Genomic DNA, 13694 nt, shown 5'->3' with positions numbered 1-13694 from the left:
TCAGAACTGGAAGTAGATGAACTCGTAGTTCGCATCGTCGCCGATCTTGAGCAGGACGAGCACGAACAGCAGCGCGAAGCCGAAGGCGAGGAGCCGCCGGGGCGGCAGGCGGTGCACCGCGTTCCACGCGGTGGGCCCGACCGTCGCGACCAGGGCGGCGATGGCGATGGTGCGCCACTTGAAGCCGGAGCCCCTGGGCGCCAGCCCGAACAGGCCCTTGAAGATCACGAGGGCCGCCTCGAAGCTCGTCGCCCGGAACAGCACCCAGGTCAGCACGACGAACAGGCTGGTCAGCGCCCAGCCGAGGGGCGCGGGCACCACGATCCGGGCACGGCGCGCCAGGACCCCGGCGCCGAGGCCGATCCCGTGGAGCGCGCCCCAGGCGAGGAAGGTCAGGCCCGCCCCGTGCCAGAGGCCGCCGAGCGTCATCGTCGCGACGAGCGCCCCGACCTGCCGCGGCAGCCCGCGGCGGTTACCGCCCATCGGGACGTAGAGGTAGTCGCGCAGGAAGCGCGACAGGGTCATGTGCCAGCGCCGCCAGAACTCGCGCAGGGAGGTGGCGCGGTACGGCACGTCGAAGTTCTGCGGCAGGACGAGGCCGAACAGCAGCGCGATGCCCAGCGCCATGTCGGTGTAGCCGGAGAAGTCGAAGTAGATCTGGAAGGTGAAGCCGAGCGTCGCCTGCCACGCCTCCACCACCGTGACGGCCTTGCCGGCGGCGGCGGCCTGGAACACCGGGTTCACGTACTCGGCGAGCGGGTCGCCGAGGAACACCTTCTTGGCGAGGCCGACGGTGAGCAGCATCAGCCCGCGGGCGAAGCGCTCGGCGGCGTCGGGCCGCGCGTAGGGCGACTCGTCGAACTGGTGCATGATCTCGCTCCAGCGCACGAGCGGGCCGGCGAGAACCTGCGGGAAGAAGGCGATGTAGAGGGCGTATTTCACGAGCCCGAAGCCCGGCGCCCGGCCGGCCCGCAGGTCGGCGAGATACATGATGTGGTGGAAGGTGAAGAACGAGATGCCGAGCGGCAGGGCGAGGCCGAGGCGCTGCGCTTCCAGGCCGGGGATCAGGTTGGCGAGGTCGGCCGCGAAGTCGAGGTACTTGAACACGCCGAGCAGCGCGAGGTTGGCGGCGATCGCCGCCGGGATCAGCCAGCGGCCCGGCCAGAGGCGATAGGCCCGGGCCACGCACCAGTTCGCGAGGATCGACCCGGCCAGCAGCGGCACGAACCGGATGTCCCACCAGCCGTAGAACACGAAGGACAGGGCGACGAGGAGCGGCAACCGCCACGCGGGCGCGGCGCGCGCCACCAGCCCGTGCAGGATCAGCGCGGTCGGCAGGAAGGCGAGGAGGAAGACGAAGGAGTTGAACAGCATCGGGCGGGGCGGCGCGGAGGAGCCCGGATGGGCCGCCGTAGTCTCCGAGCGGGAGGGACGGCCTTGTCGGGGATCGGGGCCGGCCCGTCAATCGGCGCTCGGCGTGCGGGGCGCTTCCGCGGCGGCCCCGGAGGGCTCCGCGGCGCCCGCGACGAAGCGGGCGCGGGAACGCCCGACTGGCGGCGGGCTCAGGCCCCGCGCCGGACCGCCTCGATGGTCAGGCCCAGCCCGACCGAGCCGAACGTGTCGCCCTCCACCACCCGGGCGGCGGGCAGCGCGGCCGTCAGCGCGGCGCGCAGGTGCGGCAGGCCGGTGGAACCGCCGGTGAGGAACAGGGCGTCGACCCGGTCGGCCGTCAGTTCCGCCTGCGCGAGGCAGCGCGCGATCCGCGCCGCGACGGCGCGGGCGAGGTCGCCGGTCTGGGCGGACAGGGTCGCGCGATCCACCGGCACCGCGAGCCCCGGCTCCAGGAGGCCGAGATCGAGCACGGTCGCGTCCCGCTCGGAGGCCGCGATCTTGGCGCCCTCCACCGCCCCGGCCAGGGCGTGCCCGCGCTCGCCCTCCACGGCCTCGCGCAGCCGCGCGAGCAGGTCGGGCCGGGCGCCGTCGCGGATGACCTCGTCGATCTCGCGCAGGGTCTTCGGGTTGTAGAGGCGGTTGATCGCCGACCACGTAGCGAGATCGTGATAGTAGGCGTTCGGCACCGCGAGGTCGCCGCGACGCATCGGGCTTCCGAGGCCCAGGAGCGGCATCACCGTGCCGAGGCTGAGCTGGCGGTCGAAATCGGTGCCGCCGATCCGCACGCCGTCGTTGGCCAGGATGTCGCCGGCGCGGTCCGGCCGCCCCCGGCGCTCGGGCGCGAGGCGCACGATCGAGAAATCCGAGGTGCCGCCGCCGATATCGGCGACGAGGGCGATCTCCTCCGCGCGGACCTGCCGCTCGTAGTCGAGCGCCGCGGCGATCGGCTCGTACTGGAACGAGACCTCCCGGAAGCCGACGTCGCGGGCGATGTCGCGCAGCGTGTCCTCCGCGCGGCGGTCCGCCTCCGGGTCGCCGTCGACGAAGTGGACGGGGCGGCCGTGGACCACGCTGTCGAGGCTCTGGCCGCTGGCGGCCTCGGCCCGCGCCTTCACGGCGGTGAGGTAGCGGGCGATGACGTCGCGCAGGCGCAGCCGCTGGCGCCCGACCGGGGTCGCCTCCTCCATGAGCGGCGTGCCAAGGACCGATTTCAGCCCCCGCATCAGCCGGCCGGACCGGCCCTCGACGTAGGCCGCCGTGGCGGCCCGGCCGATGATCGGCTCCCGGCCGAGCTCGAAGAAGATCGCGCTCGGGATCGTCCGGTGCGCGCCCTCCAGGGGCAGCAGCGTCGGACCGTCCGGGCCGTCATGCCCGAGGGTGGTGTTCGACGTGCCGAAATCGAGGCCGCAGGCCGCCATCGTGTCGTGGGTCCGGGAGTTGGGAGAAGGGCCGTGGGCCTACAGGGCCGACAGGCCGGGGTCCAGGCCGGAGGAGCGGGGCCCGGGGAGCCCGGGCGGGGGTTGACGGCGCGACCGCGCAGCGGCGGCGTCGCGGGACGGCGCGGGGCGATGCGACAGTCCACCGCCCGGGCGTTCCCATGCGGGAAGCGTGGACAGCGCGCCGGCGGCACACCCGGACCGGCCGGGCCGTGCTATGAGGCGCCATGCGTTCCGACATCGATCTCGGCCTGACGGGCGAGCGCCCCGCGCTCCTCGACCTCACCGAACTGCTCGCCACGCGGCTCTTGGTCCAGGGCAATTCCGGGTCCGGCAAATCGCACCTGCTGCGGCGGCTGCTCGAGCAGAGCGCCGGCCTCGTGCAGCAGGCGATCATCGACCCGGAGGGCGACTTCGCCAGCCTCGCCGACCGCTACGGCCACGTCGTGGTCGAGGCCGACGGCGACGACGTCGCCCTGCAGCGCATCGCCGCAAGGGTGCGGACGCACCGGGTCTCGGTGGTGCTGTCGCTGGAGAACCTCGACGCCGACGGCCAGATGCGGGCCGCCGCGGCCTTCCTGGGCGGTTTGTTCGACGCCGACCGCGACCACTGGTACCCGATGCTGGTGGCGGTGGACGAGGCGCAGCTCTTCGCGCCGGCTGCCGCCGGCGAGGTCTCGGACGAGGCCAGGCGCCTGTCGCTCGGCGCGATGACCAACCTCATGTGCCGCGGCCGCAAGCGCGGGCTCGCCGGCATCATCGCGACGCAGCGCCTCGCCAAGCTCGCCAAGAACGTCGCGGCCGAGGCCTCGAACTTCCTGATGGGCCGGACCTTCCTCGACATCGACATGGCGCGCGCCGCCGACCTCCTCGGGCTGGAACGCCGGCAGGCCGAGACGTTCCGCGACCTGCCGCGCGGGCATTTCGTGGCCCTGGGGCCGGCCCTGTCCCGGCGCCCGCTCACCATCGCGGTCGGGCCGACCCAGACCGTGAGCCGGAGTTCCTCGCCGGTCCTCGTTCCGCTGCCCGACGCCCTGGAGGATGCCCGCGCGCTGATCCTCACGGCGAGCCCCGCGGAGACCGTCGCGCCGCTGGCGCCGCGGCCGAAGCCGCGCCCGACCCGGGCACCCGACGTGCTCGTCCAGCTCGCCAATTACCGCCCGCCGGCGCCGGCCGAGGAGCCGGAGGAGGAGCCGATGGACCCGGAGGCCCGCGAGGCGGCGCTCGCCGAGGTCCTGGCCTCCGTGCTGGCGGATGCCGACGCCGCCGCCTGCACCCCCGCGACGCTCTACCAGGACTTCACGGTCCGCTGCCGCATCCGGCGCCTGCGCGGCGACACGATGGGCCTGCCCGAGTTCAAGCGGCGGCTCGCGGTCGCGCGGGCCGAGGCCGGGGGCGCGGTCGCGGACAATTCCGGCTGGGAGCAGGCCCAGGCCATCGCGGCCGGCCTGCCGGACGACCTCGCTGGGCTCTTCCTCGTGGTCGCGCGGGCCGCCATCGAGGGCGCCCCCTGCCCGACCGACACCATGCTGGCCGAGGCCTACGGCACCAGCTCGGGCGGCCGGGCGCGGCGGATGCTGGCCTATCTCGAGGAGCGCGGCGCCATCGTCACCCGCAAGGACCTGCGCGGCGCGCCGATCATCGCGGTGCCGGATCTCGGCGTCGAGACCGGACCGGGCGAGCCGCAGATGCTGCCGACCGGGCCGAAGCGGCGGGTCGTGTAACCGGATCGGGCGCCGGTCCGTCCAGGCGCTGGGAATCGCCCAGGCTCGGTCGCGGCTGCCCGTCAGACGCGCCGGGCCATCTCCAGCTTGGCGAGCTCCACCGCGGCCCGCAGCTCGATCTCGGCCATCAGACCGTCGAGCCGCGGATCTCCCGAGAGGCCGGCGCGCTCGTTCAGGCGACCGGCGATGGCGCGCAGATCCTGCGGCGCGACGCGGCCGCCGAGCAGCGCCGCCTTCAGCCGGTCGAGGCCGTCGAGAAGGTCCTGGCCGCGCTGGGCGGAGCGCCGGCGCCGCTCCTGGGGCGTGTCGGCCTCGGCCTGGAGAAGCAGGACCGCGTCGAGCCCGGCGAGGGTCGCGGCGGCGGCCGGCGCGCCGGCCGACGTCGGCGACGACGGGGTCGCGCCGAGGCTGAAGGCCGCGCCGCCCTCGGGCTTCCGGGCGGACGCGACACCGCCGGCGCTCTGGATCGGCTGGCGAGTCTCGACACGCATGATCCGGTTCGCGTTGCTCCAAGCGCCCCCGCGCAGACCCGGAAATTCGGCCGCCAGGGTTAAGCGCGGGTAAACAAGCCGGCAGAAGCTGCCGGGTCGGCAGGTTCGGTGCCGGTGCCGCGGGACGCGGACGCGGAGTGGGCGGAAGAAAACCCCCTCTTTTTCAACGCCTTGCGCGAAGCCGGCGGCTGGCACGACCCTGGCAGGATGGCGTCAGGTCCGTCACGGTCGAAAACACGGCATGCGCCCGCGTCACGCGTTCAGTCCTCTCCGGTCTCTCCTGGCGGCCCTCGCGGGCGCCCTGCTGCTCGCCGCCCTGTCCGTGCCGGCGCTCGCCCTGTCGCGCGTCAAGGATCTCGCTTCCATCGAGGGTGTCCGCCAGAACCAGCTCGTCGGCTACGGCATCGTGGTCGGCCTCAACGGCACCGGCGACACGCTGAACAACATCCCGTTCACCAAGCAGTCCCTCCAGGCCATGCTGGAGCGCCTCGGCGTCAACACCCGCGGCGCCACGATGCGCACGCAGAACCTCGCGGCCGTGATGGTGACCGCGAGCCTGCCGCCCTTCGCCGCGCAGGGCACCCGGATCGACGTCACGGTCTCGTCGCTGGGCGACGCCAAGTCCCTCCAGGGCGGCACCCTGCTGGTGACGCCGCTGCTGGGCGCCGACGGCGAGGTCTACGCCCTGGCACAGGGTTCGGTGGCGATCGCCGGCTTCGCCGCCGAGGGCGACGCCGCCAAGATCACCCGGGGCGTGCCGACCAACGGCCGGATCTCCAACGGCGCCAACATCGAGCGCGAGATCGCCTTCAAGCTGAACGACGCGCGCTCGCTCCGGCTGTCGCTGCGCAACCCGGACTTCACCACCTCGAAGCGGATCGCCGCCGCGATCAACGACTTCATGGGCGCCGACACCGCCGAGCCCACCGACCCGGCCACCGTCACGATCCAGATCCCGGCCCGCTACAACGGCAACATGATCCGCCTCATCACCGAGGTTGAGCAGCTGAAGGTGGAGCCCGACCAGACCGCCCGGGTCGTGGTCGACGAGCGCTCCGGCATCATCGTCATGGGCCGGGACGTGCGCGTGTCGACGGTGGCGATCGCGCAGGGCAACCTCACCGTGACCATCACCGAGCAGCCGCAGGTCAGCCAGCCGGCGCCGCTCTCCAACGGGCGCACCGTCGTGGTTCCGCGCACCGGGGTGAAGGTCGATACCGGCGACGGCAACAAGCTCGCCCTGGTGAAGGAGGGCGTCAGCCTGCGCGAGCTGGTCGACGGCCTCAACGCGCTGGGCGTCGGCCCGCGGGACCTCATCTCGATCCTCCAGGCGATCAAGGCCGCGGGCGCGCTCCAGGCCGATATCGAGCTGATGTGACCGAGCGGACGCGAAGGAACGATCCATGCTGCAACTCGCCAGTCTCGCGGCCAGCGCCGCCGCCAGCGTCGGGACCTCGGTGGCCGGGAGCGCCGTCGACGGGATCATCAAGACCGCCAACAAGGCCAAGGCCCTGAAGACGGCGACCGAGTTCGAATCGATGTTCCTGGAGAACAGCCTCGATCGGCTGACCCAGTCGGAGGGCACCGACGGACCGCTGGGCGAGAACGGCACCGGCGGCGGCGTCTACCGCTCGATGCTGACCAAGGAATACGCGAAGCAGATCGTGAAGAGCGGCGGCGTCGGCATCGCCGACTCGGTCTTCCGTGAGATCATGAAGATGCAGGGTGCGGCGAGCGATGGAGCGATCGATGCAAAGGGCTGAACCGCTGCGCGTCGGGGACCGGGTCACCGCCGAGGCGCTGGTGGCGGGCGTGCTCGGCAACATGGCCGCCCTTGAGGCCGTCCTCGCCGAGGAGGCGGCCTACGTCCGGGAAGGGCGGCTGCAGGAGGGCGTCGCCGCGGCCGAGCCGAAGGCCGCACTGGCGGCCGCCTACATGCAGGGGCTCGAGGTCGCGAAGGCGAACGCCGTCGCGCTGAAGCGCTTCCATCCCGAGGGAGTCGAGGCCCTGCGCACGGCGCACCGGCGGTTCACCGCGGCCGTGGAGGCGAACCAGACGGTGCTCGCCAGCGCCAGGACCGTCTCGGAGGGCTTGATCAAGACCCTGGCGGAGGAGATCGGCAAGGCGCAGCTCCCCTCCGGCTACGGGCGGCAGGCGCCGGCGCCCTCCCCGTACGGCCGCGGCGTGCGCAGCGGGCCGCTGGTCCTGTCGCGCAACCTCTAGGGCCCGCCCGGTCGGCGACCGGCGCCGATCCGGACGTAGGTGCGCACCTCGCCGAGATCGGTGTCGGCGCGGTTGTCGACCGCGATGCGTCCGGCGACGGCCGGCGACGCCGCGACGCCGCGGCCCGCCGCGAGATCCGCCCCCGCGACGACGCGGCCCGAGACGCGGATGCAGCTGTCGCTCCCCGGCAGGCGCACGAAGCCCTGGCCCTTGGACGGGCACGGCACCGGCCCCGGGATCGCCGGCAGATCCCGCAGGTCGAGGGCCGCGACCGGTCCCGCGCAGGTCAGGATCGCCGCGAGGGCGGCGCAGCTCCGGAGCCGGCCGCGCATCTCAGGCGGCTCGGCGGGCGAGATCCCGGTGAAGGAGGTCGATGTAGAGCTCGACCTCGCCGATGAACCCGTCGAGATCGGGCTCGTGGATGCGCAGGCGGGCGAGGTCGCGCAGCAGGATGTCGAGGGCGATCGCCCGCTCGTCGGGATGCGCGTAGCCGGCGAGATAGGTGTCGACGGCCTGCTCCACCAGCACGATCGCGCCGATGCGCGGGGCAATTCCCAGGCGGAGAACGAGTTCGATGGGTCCGGACAGCGCCATGCCGACCTCTCCTCAATCGAAGGACGGCGCGTGGGCGCGGCCGCAGGCTGCGCTTCATTCCCGGAAAGCGGCAAGACTATGGTGAACGAGACACGTCTCGTCATTTTTCGACCGTCAGGCGCTCGCTGACCGGTCCCGGCGATCAACTCAGCTGATGTAGTTCACCAGGGAGAGCTTCGAGAGCGTCGCGGTGACCTGATAGCTGGCCTGGAGCCGGTTCTGCACGTCGAGGAGCTTGGTGATGACCTCCTCGGGGGAGATCTGCTCGATCCCGTCCAGGGTGTTCTGGACGGTGTTCTGCAGAGCCTTGTTGGTCGTGCCGGCATTCGAGAGCCGCGTCGACGCGATGGTCAGCTGCGTGACGGTGTCCTGGACGCTGGGTGTCTGGTTGGCGGAAGAGAGGAGGTTGCCGGCCTTCGTCGCCACCGTCTGGTAGGTGTTGTACGTGTTGGCGTCGTTCGTGGTGGGGAGGCCGAAGGCCATCGTCGCCAGGCCGGCGAGCACGTTCTGGACCGTGGGGTCGTTGGCGCGGGCGCCGGTACCGACGCTCCCGGTCGCGCTCACCTGGACGGACTGCGTGTCGATCGCCGGGGTCGGCTTCCCGGTCGCGGGATCGTAGCTGTTCTCGCCCTGGTACCACAGCACCGTGTTCTGGGCCGTTGCCGGCGTGTAGCCGATCGGGTTCTTGTTCCCGTCATACGCGATGCGCTGCGGCATCACGCCGGTCCCCGACGGACCACCATTCGCCGCGCCCGAGAAGAAGTTCGACGCGGTCGCCGCGGTGGCGTTCACCGCCAGCGTGCTGTTGGCCGCGCCGGTCAGCGCGTTGCTCAGCGTCGTCGACAGGTTCGCCATCGTCTGGGCGGGCGTCGAGCCGATGGCGAAGCTGGTGATCGATTTCGGGTCCGCGCTCGTCGCGGCCGTGAGGGTGATCGTCGTGGAGGTGCCGTCCGCCATCTTCAGCGCGAACGACACGGTGTCGCCGGCACTCGGCTGCGTCGTCATACTGAGGGTGAAGTTGCCCGGGCTCGTGGCCGTGCCCGCCGCGTAGGTCGCGCCGATCGCCGTGCCGGTCGTGGTCGGCGCGCCCGCCAGGGTGAAGCCGAACTTCCCGCGCGTCGCGTCGTTCGTCTCCTCGGTGATCTGCACGGACGTGGTCGGATTGGCCGGCGTCTGCGTCAGGCGGCCGTTGCCCCCTGCGCCCAGCTCGGCGGTCACCCGCTGCGAGATCAGGGTCGAGAGTCCGTCGAGCTTGTTGCCGCTCGCGTCGGTCGTGCCGTCGAGGATCTTGCTCGAGTCGACCACGGGCTGGGTCGTGGTGTTGCTGCCGCCGAACAGGTAGTTGCCCGCCGCCGATTCGTTGAGCGTGTCGAGCGCCGTCTGCAGGTTGGCCAGCGCCGTCGACCGGCCGGAGACCGAGTTCGCCGCCACGCTCTGCAGGCCGTTCTGCAGCATCGTCCCGGTGGAGGTCCCGAGGGTCGCCACCTGCGTCAGGCTCGTTACCGCGAGGTTGGTCCGGGTCTGCGCGGCGGTGATGCCGGCGGCGTAGCCGGTGAGCGCGCTCAGGGTGGCCTGCGCGGACAGGGCCGTCGACCGGCCGGAGCCGAGGCCGCCGTAGGTCTGCGAGACCTGACCGCTGGAGAGCTGGTTGGTCAGGTCGTTGAGCTGGCCCTTCAGCGCCTGGAGCTGCGAGGCGTTGCGGGTGGTCAGGTACGAGCCGGCCGCGAAGGGGGTGATCGTCGTCATGATCAGATCTGCAGCAGCTGGGTGAGCATGTCGCGGGCCGCGGTGAGCACCCGGGCGTTGGCGCCGTACGCGGTCTGCAGGGCGATCAGGTTCGACATCTCCTGGTCGATGTTGACGCCCGCCCCGGCGGAGAACCGGCTCTGCGCGGTGGAGAGCGCCGTCTGCTGCGTGGCGTCGAGCGCCGACGCGTTCGACGCGTTGGCGCCCTGCGTGGAGACGATGTCCTGCGCGAAGCCGATCACGGACGTGCTGTAGGGCGCCGAGACGCCGCCGATGCCGCTCGACGACGAGAAGGTCTGCGGGGTCGCGGTCAGCGCCGTGAACAGCTTCTGGGCGCGGGCGCCGGACGCGCTCGTGTCCGTGGCGCTCGTCGCCGTCAGCGCGGCGGTATTGCCCGACAGGGCGCCGTTGACCGTGATGCGCTGGGCGAAGCCGGTGAGCTGCGAGCCGCCGTCGAACGAGCCGGTGTAGAGCTTGTTGCCCGAGCCGTCGACGAACATCGCCAGCGACGGGTTGCCGGTGTTCAGGTCCGACGCCGAGACGGCCGAGACGCTGGCGCTCGCCGCGCCCGCGACCTTGCCGGCCGCACCCAGCGTCAGCGTCGCGCTGGTGCCGGTCGAGGAGACGGGGGTCGCCGACAGGGTCGGCAATTTGTAGGCGCTGCCGGACGCGTTGAACGTGCTGAACGCCGACTGGATCGCCGCCGCGTAGGTGCTGGGACCGCCGCTGGCGTTGAAGGTCAGGGTGAGGCCGCTCGAATCCGTGGTCTGCGCGGCGGGCACGATCGTGCCGCTGGAGGTCGCCGACGCCACGAGCGTCACGTTGCGCACCGCACCGGTGTTGTCGGTGACCGGGAAGGTGATGGTGTTGCCGGGCTTCATGGTCGACACGCTGATCTGCGTATCGGTCCCGCTATACGTCCCGGTGGTCGCGGTGTTCGTGAGCGCGGTCGAGAGGCCGGCCGCGAGGTCGTCGAGCTGGCGCTGCGCCTGCGGCAGGGTCTGGTCGCGCATCTCGATCTCGGCGGCCAGGCTGCCGGACCGCAGCACGCCGGGAGCTCCGAGGTCGATCTTGCCGCCGCCCGGCAGCGTCGCCGTGATGGTCCCGACCGTCCGCTGCGCCGGATCGGTCGAGTAGGTCGCGTTGGGGCCGAGCACGCCGCGGCCGTCGAAGCTCAGGGTCGCGGCGTTCCCGCGATCCACCAGCGTCACGCCCGACTGGGTCATGACCGAGACCGTCCCGTCGCGCTGCGGGACCGTCTGAACGTCCATGTAGCTCGACAGGCTGTTGATCGCCTGGTCGCGCTGGTCCTGAAGGTCGGTCAGCGCGGTGCTGTCGGTGGTGTTCTGGATCTTGCCGTTGAGCGTCGCGATGTTGGACAGGATCGTGCTGGCCGCGCTCGTGTCGGTGCCCAGCTGCGCCTCGAGGCCGGTGCGCAAGTTCTGAACCGTGCCGGCGGCGCTGTTGATGAGGCTCGCGACGGCCGAGGCATTGCCCAGCACCGTCGTGCGGGCGGCCGCCGAGGTCGGGTTCGCGGCGAGCTCCTGGAGAGATTCGGTGAAGGTGTTCAGCGTCCCGTCGAGGGACGTGGAACTCCCGGGCACGCCGTAGAGGGCGTCGAGCTGGGTGGCGATGCCGGACTTGGTGCTCGTGTAGGCGGCGCCCGAGGTCTCCAGCCGGAGCTGGTTCAGCGCCGCGGCGTCGAAGCTGCGGGTGATCTGCCCGATGGCGACACCGGAATTGTTCGGGCCGTTGGCGACCGTCGAGAGCGTGCGCTTGACGTAGCCGGCCGTGCCCGCATTGGCGACGTTCTGCGAGACGATGTTGATCGCCGCCTGCGTGGCGGCGAGGCCTGCGGCCGAGGTGGAGATCGCATTCAGCGACATGTCACGGCCTCCGCGGCTCGATTCGCACCCTCACTCAGCGGATCACGTTCAGCAGATCAGACATCATCGTCTGGGCCGTCGACATGACGCGCGTGTTCGCAGAGTAAGCCTGCTGGGTTACGATCATCTTAGAGAATTCCGACGCAATGTCGGTGTTCGATTGCTCGTTGCTGGCACCCGAGATCGTGCTGCCGTTGAGCCCCGAGAGCGGCGGCCCCGAATCGACGGTCTGAAGATAGTTCCCGTTCGTATCGGCCTTCAGCCCGTCCGCATTGGCGAACTGGACCACACCGACCGAGGCGAGTGCCACGACCGAACCGTTGGAGAAGGTGCCGTTGACCTTGCCGTCCGGACCGACGGCCACGCTCGTCAGCGTGCCGGAGCTGTTGCCGTTCTGCGTCAGCGCGTTGGTCGTCGCCGCGCCGGTGGTGTCGGCGTACTGCGTCAGGCCGGACGAGCCGAGATTCATGGTGAGGCTGGGGAACGTGTAGTCGCCCATGGTGACGGGCCCGAGCGCGATCGGGTTCGTCGAGGGCGAGGTGAGCTTGCCGGTCGAGTCGAAGGTGAAGGCCGTGCCCACGTTGTTCCAGTCGGACGTGCTGAGCGCGCTCGGATTCGTGGAGTAGTAGAGGTTCCACACGGCCGGCTGAGCCGGCGTCGTCGTCGCGTCCTGGACCTTGGCCCAGCGGGTCGTCAGCGTGAGCGGCGCGCCGGTCGACGTGTAGACCGGCAGCGACGGGCCGGCGATGCTGTTGCTCATGAAGGTCGAGACCGCGCCGGTCTGGGTCGAGTCGACCTTGACGCCGGTCTGCCCCGATCCGGAGGTCACGACGGCCGCGGTGTTCTGATTGTAGAGATCGGAGCCCGACGTCGCCGACGCCGACGTGCTCGGTGTCGAGGGCAGGTTGGCGGCGTAGGTGATCGTCGTGGTGGCCTGCGCCGGCAGCGTCGCGTTGCCGATCTTGATCGGACCGATGCTGGTCGTCTGTCCGGTGATGGGATCGAGGTTGGAGCCGGTCAGGTATCCGCCTGCGCCGTTGACGAGGTAGCCGTCCTTGTCCTGGGCAAAATCGCCCCGGCGCGTGTACAGGTCCGTGCCGCCGAAGGTCGTGGCGCCGTTCGCGTCGCCGGTCTTCTGCACGACGGTGAAGAAACCCTGGCCGTTGATCGCCATGTTGGTGGGCACGCTCGACGAGACGATGTTGCCGGCCAGCGTGTTGGTGAGCTGCGACTTGGCCAACACCGAACCCGCGATTTCCCGGTCGGGCGTCTTCTCGGACATCAGGTCGACGAAGCTGGTGTCGATGCGCTTGTAGCCGGTCGTCTGCGAGTTCGCGATGTTCCCGGAGATGTTGCTGATGGCGTAGGACTGCGACTGGAGTCCGGAGACCGAGGTCTGCAGCGCGGAGAAAAGATCCATGGCGAACGATCCCGATGCGCGCCGCTTCGGCCCGCAGGCCGGGGCTGCCGCAACCGGCGTGCCAGGGCTAAGCCTTTGATAGATCGAGCGTGTGCTGCCGCCGGCCCGGCAGGGTTCGCCGGTCTCGACGGCGCGCCCGGCAGATCCTGCCGGGTCACGTCCACACCCCGTGCGATCCCGCCCGGCAGATCCGCCCGTCGCGTTTACGCGGTGTTATTCGGCGCGCGCGATGATGCCGCCGGGCCGGGGCCACGCGCGGTGAGTCCTGTCCGGAAGCGCTGAACGGGTACGGATTTCGGATCTCGGGATCATGCGGGCGAAACGGACGAGCCTCGTCCACATCATCTACTTCTCGCGCCTTAACCTGTCGTCGGACGCGGCGAAGCGGTCCGAGCAGATCAGCGAGATCGGACGCACCGCCCAGAAGAAGAACGAGTTCGCGGTGATCACGAGCTTCCTGGTCATCGAGGGCAACTTCGCCTGCCAAGTGATCGAGGGCGAGCGCACGTCGGTGCACGAGACCTTCGATCGCGTGAGCGCTGACAGCCGCCACCGCGACGTCCAGATCAGCGAGTGGCGGGAGATCGCCAAGCGCGAGTTCGTCCACTCGTTCAAGAGCGCGCAGCGCACGGTCGGGAACGACACGCTGTTCGCCAAGGCCAACCTTCTCCCGATGCTCCAGCGCGGAACGCCGAAGGCGTCCGCGATCCACGGGCTGTGCCTGTCGCTCCAATCCGACGCGATGTCCCGTCAGGGCATCGACCACCTCTTCATCTGAGCCG

13 protein-coding genes are annotated in these 13694 nt (G+C 71.1%); 5 read left to right on the top strand and 8 right to left on the bottom strand.

What is annotated here, in order from left to right; translation table 11 throughout:
- Complete coding sequence (locus J3A75_RS02135; RefSeq protein ID WP_071000593.1) at positions 1 to 1374, bottom strand: MBOAT family O-acyltransferase; 1374 nt, start codon at positions 1372 to 1374, stop codon at positions 1 to 3.
- Positions 1375 to 1562: 188 nt separating this feature from the next.
- Positions 1563 to 2810, bottom strand: a complete 1248-nt coding sequence (locus tag J3A75_RS02130) for an Hsp70 family protein (RefSeq protein ID WP_012322441.1) — start codon at positions 2808 to 2810, stop codon at positions 1563 to 1565.
- Between the two features lie 245 nt (positions 2811 to 3055).
- On the opposite strand from J3A75_RS02130, the gene J3A75_RS02125 reads away from it, so the two are divergent.
- Positions 3056 to 4552, top strand: a complete 1497-nt coding sequence (locus tag J3A75_RS02125; protein WP_209649660.1) for an ATP-binding protein — start codon at positions 3056 to 3058, stop codon at positions 4550 to 4552.
- Between the two features lie 62 nt (positions 4553 to 4614).
- Here J3A75_RS02125 and J3A75_RS02120 read toward each other — a convergent pair whose 3' ends face one another.
- Complete coding sequence (locus tag J3A75_RS02120; RefSeq protein ID WP_012322439.1) at positions 4615 to 5043, bottom strand: flagellar assembly protein FliX; 429 nt, start codon at positions 5041 to 5043, stop codon at positions 4615 to 4617.
- A 241-nt stretch (positions 5044 to 5284) separates the two neighbouring features.
- Between J3A75_RS02120 and J3A75_RS02115 the strand changes: the two genes are divergently transcribed.
- Genes J3A75_RS02115 through J3A75_RS02105 form a run of 3 tightly spaced genes read left to right on the top strand, consistent with a single transcriptional unit; the run spans position 5285 to position 7266 of the window.
- The gene (locus J3A75_RS02115; RefSeq protein WP_012322438.1) at positions 5285 to 6421 is read left to right on the top strand and encodes a flagellar basal body P-ring protein FlgI; all 1137 of its coding nucleotides are present in this window, start codon (positions 5285 to 5287) and stop codon (positions 6419 to 6421) included.
- Between the two features lie 25 nt (positions 6422 to 6446).
- Positions 6447 to 6806 carry a rod-binding protein gene (locus J3A75_RS02110; protein ID WP_012322437.1) on the top strand — a complete coding sequence of 120 codons (360 nt, stop codon included), beginning with the start codon at positions 6447 to 6449 and terminating at the stop codon, positions 6804 to 6806.
- Positions 6793 to 7266 carry a hypothetical protein gene (locus J3A75_RS02105; protein ID WP_024828031.1) on the top strand — a complete coding sequence of 158 codons (474 nt, stop codon included), beginning with the start codon at positions 6793 to 6795 and terminating at the stop codon, positions 7264 to 7266. Before J3A75_RS02110 ends, J3A75_RS02105 begins: the two co-directional genes overlap by 14 nt.
- Here the strand turns inward: J3A75_RS02105 and J3A75_RS02100 are convergent.
- From J3A75_RS02100 to J3A75_RS02080, 5 genes are all read right to left on the bottom strand, one after another.
- Positions 7263 to 7598: a porin gene (locus J3A75_RS02100; protein WP_043075088.1), complete on the bottom strand. Its 336-nt coding sequence runs from the start codon at positions 7596 to 7598 to the stop codon at positions 7263 to 7265. The genes J3A75_RS02105 and J3A75_RS02100 overlap by 4 nt on opposite strands.
- Before the next feature lies 1 nt (position 7599).
- On the bottom strand, positions 7600 to 7860 hold the full coding sequence (locus tag J3A75_RS02095; RefSeq protein WP_012322434.1) for a hypothetical protein: 261 nt from the start codon (positions 7858 to 7860) through the stop codon (positions 7600 to 7602).
- 147 nt (positions 7861 to 8007) lie between these two features.
- Positions 8008 to 9606 (bottom strand): hypothetical protein, encoded by a 1599-nt coding sequence (locus J3A75_RS02090; RefSeq protein WP_029359726.1) that lies wholly within the window; start codon positions 9604 to 9606, stop codon positions 8008 to 8010.
- Positions 9607 to 9608: 2 nt separating this feature from the next.
- A complete protein-coding gene (gene flgK / locus J3A75_RS02085; protein WP_071000592.1) occupies positions 9609 to 11492 on the bottom strand; it encodes a flagellar hook-associated protein FlgK in 1884 nt (627 codons plus the stop codon).
- Positions 11493 to 11526: 34 nt separating this feature from the next.
- On the bottom strand, positions 11527 to 12912 hold the full coding sequence (locus J3A75_RS02080; RefSeq protein ID WP_024828033.1) for a flagellar hook protein FlgE: 1386 nt from the start codon (positions 12910 to 12912) through the stop codon (positions 11527 to 11529).
- 310 nt (positions 12913 to 13222) lie between these two features.
- Here J3A75_RS02080 and J3A75_RS02075 point away from each other — a divergent pair, with 310 nt between their 5' ends.
- Positions 13223 to 13690, top strand: a complete 468-nt coding sequence (locus J3A75_RS02075) for a BLUF domain-containing protein (protein ID WP_012322430.1) — start codon at positions 13223 to 13225, stop codon at positions 13688 to 13690.
- Positions 13691 to 13694: the final 4 nt, after the last annotated feature.

It is taken from the genome of Methylobacterium sp. PvP105, from assembly GCF_017876975.1.
Lineage (GTDB): Bacteria > Pseudomonadota > Alphaproteobacteria > Rhizobiales > Beijerinckiaceae > Methylobacterium > Methylobacterium radiotolerans.
The sequence above is the reverse complement of the archived record's forward strand: the minus strand, read 5'-3'. Positions and strand labels throughout refer to the sequence as shown.

Excerpts from the sequence above, each read along its gene's own strand:
- J3A75_RS02135 (WP_071000593.1), bottom strand. The coding sequence starts at position 1,374 with ATGCTGTTCAACTCCTTCGTCTTCCTCCTCGCCTTCCTGCCGACCGCG.
- J3A75_RS02130 (WP_012322441.1), bottom strand. The coding sequence starts at position 2,810 with ATGGCGGCCTGCGGCCTCGATTTCGGCACGTCGAACACCACCCTCGGG.
- J3A75_RS02125 (WP_209649660.1), top strand. The coding sequence starts at position 3,056 with ATGCGTTCCGACATCGATCTCGGCCTGACGGGCGAGCGCCCCGCGCTC.
- J3A75_RS02120 (WP_012322439.1), bottom strand. The coding sequence starts at position 5,043 with ATGCGTGTCGAGACTCGCCAGCCGATCCAGAGCGCCGGCGGTGTCGCG.
- J3A75_RS02115 (WP_012322438.1), top strand. The coding sequence starts at position 5,285 with ATGCGCCCGCGTCACGCGTTCAGTCCTCTCCGGTCTCTCCTGGCGGCC.
- J3A75_RS02110 (WP_012322437.1), top strand. The coding sequence starts at position 6,447 with ATGCTGCAACTCGCCAGTCTCGCGGCCAGCGCCGCCGCCAGCGTCGGG.
- J3A75_RS02105 (WP_024828031.1), top strand. The coding sequence starts at position 6,793 with ATGCAAAGGGCTGAACCGCTGCGCGTCGGGGACCGGGTCACCGCCGAG.
- J3A75_RS02100 (WP_043075088.1), bottom strand. The coding sequence starts at position 7,598 with ATGCGCGGCCGGCTCCGGAGCTGCGCCGCCCTCGCGGCGATCCTGACC.
- J3A75_RS02095 (WP_012322434.1), bottom strand. The coding sequence starts at position 7,860 with ATGGCGCTGTCCGGACCCATCGAACTCGTTCTCCGCCTGGGAATTGCC.
- J3A75_RS02090 (WP_029359726.1), bottom strand. The coding sequence starts at position 9,606 with ATGACGACGATCACCCCCTTCGCGGCCGGCTCGTACCTGACCACCCGC.
- flgK (WP_071000592.1), bottom strand. The coding sequence starts at position 11,492 with ATGTCGCTGAATGCGATCTCCACCTCGGCCGCAGGCCTCGCCGCCACG.
- J3A75_RS02080 (WP_024828033.1), bottom strand. The coding sequence starts at position 12,912 with ATGGATCTTTTCTCCGCGCTGCAGACCTCGGTCTCCGGACTCCAGTCG.
- J3A75_RS02075 (WP_012322430.1), top strand. The coding sequence starts at position 13,223 with ATGCGGGCGAAACGGACGAGCCTCGTCCACATCATCTACTTCTCGCGC.